Below are 1,673 nucleotides of genomic sequence, written 5' to 3'. Positions count from 1 at the left end.
TCGCTCATCGGAAAATGAAGGTTCCCGAGGGCAGCGTGATGTGTCCCGGCTGCCCGGGAGGTTTCTTGTGTTGTGTGGTCAGGCTGCCGGGGTGAGGCTGACGGTGTAGCCGAGGTGTTCGAGTTCGCGGACGTGCTGGCGGGTTCTGCGGGCGGTGTCGAGGTGCCGGGTGTGCCAGTCCGGTCCCAGGTCGGTGAAGCGGGCGTCGGGGTTGTCGATCAGGACCCAGACAATCTCCAGGATGTTCCGGGCCACCGCGACCTGGGCCTTCTTGTAAGGCGCATGCTTGACGATGCGGCGGAAGCGGGCTCCCAGGAACGTCTTGGTCCGGCTGGCGGCCACGGCGGCCTGACCGAGCGGCCCCTTGATCCACCGGTTGCCCTTGCCGGTCGGCCCATGGCCGCTTCTGGCCCCGGACTGGATGGTTCGCGGGGTGAGCTTGGCCCAGGAGACCAGGTGGCCGCCGGTGGGGAAGACGCTCATGTCCACCCCGATCTCACCGATGATGTCGGCGGCGATCTCCCGGCTGATCCCGGGAATCTCATCCAGCCGATCCAGCAGACCCGGGCGGCCGGGATGATCGTCCCCAGGCGGGCGTGTCGGATCGATGCCGGCGATCGCGGCCTCGATCCGCACCGTCAACTCGGCGATGTCGGCGTCCAACCGGTCGTGCAACTCCAGCAGCATCCCGACCTGGTAGCCGTGATGGCCGGTGAACCGGCCGGTGAGTGCCTGCTCCAGGTAGGGGCTCTTGCCCTTGAGCCGGTGGTGGGCCAGCGTCAACAGCGTCTTGGTATCGCGTTCCCCCGCGACCAGCGCGGCCAGGATCGCCCGGCCGGAGACTCCGAACAGGTCGGTCAGCCCCTGCTTGGGATCGGCCAGCTTCAGGCAGGCATCCTGCAACACGTCGGCGATCCGCTGCCGGTAACGGGTCCGGTCCTCGGTCAAGGTCCGGCGCAGCCGGGTGAGGTCCCGCAGTACCCGCACCGGTGCCGGCGGCACGAAGCTGGGGCGCAGCATCCCGCGCTCAGCCAACTTGGCCAGCCAGATCGCATCCAGCTTGTCGGTCTTAGGCCGGCCCGGGACGTTCTTCACATCACGGGCGTTCACCAGCCACACCCGCAGACCCCGGTCCTCCAACAGGAAGAACCACGGCTTCCAGAACACCCCGGTGGCCTCCATCACCACCAACTCGATGCCCTGACACACCAGGTGATCACCCAAGGCGATGATGTCGTTCGTGGTCGCGGCGACCGCCCAGGTCCGCTGCACCCGCCGACCCGCGTTCGACTCCCCGGGAAGCCGGGTGCACACCATGCCCGAAGCCTTGGCCACGTCAATGGCCGCGACCCTGGCCACCTGCTCCACGGCCGTCTCCAACTCCACCACTTCAGCACGCTGATCCATCGGGACACTCCTCCCGAACGGGCTCCCCAGCCGCCACACCGCGCAGGTGCCGGCCGCGGGACCGCGCCAGGGACACCGAAGTGCTCATCGGCGTGCTCGAAGCAACAGGTCACAACCCCAAATCCGCGATCCGGTGCCAGACTCAACCGCGGCTTAACAGCCAAACGACGCCGGCCTCGACACGGACAGCACCCACACCGGTCATTTTCGCGCCGCCACGACGGCGCGGCAACGCCGTGCCAGGACTACTCAACCGAACTGCGTCC

Annotated in this window: 1 protein-coding gene; it reads right to left on the bottom strand. The window is 67.8% G+C overall.

All coding sequences use genetic code 11. From position 1 onward, the window contains the following. Nucleotides 1-78: 78 nt before the first annotated feature. Entirely contained in the window at nucleotides 79-1,407 is a 1,329-nt protein-coding gene (locus ABH935_RS50830) for an IS110 family transposase (protein WP_370385236.1), read from the bottom strand. Nucleotides 1,408-1,673: the final 266 nt, after the last annotated feature.

It is taken from the genome of Catenulispora sp. GAS73 (assembly GCF_041262085.1).
Classification (GTDB): domain Bacteria; phylum Actinomycetota; class Actinomycetes; order Streptomycetales; family Catenulisporaceae; genus Catenulispora.
The sequence above is the reverse complement of the archived record's forward strand: the minus strand, read 5'-3'. Positions and strand labels throughout refer to the sequence as shown.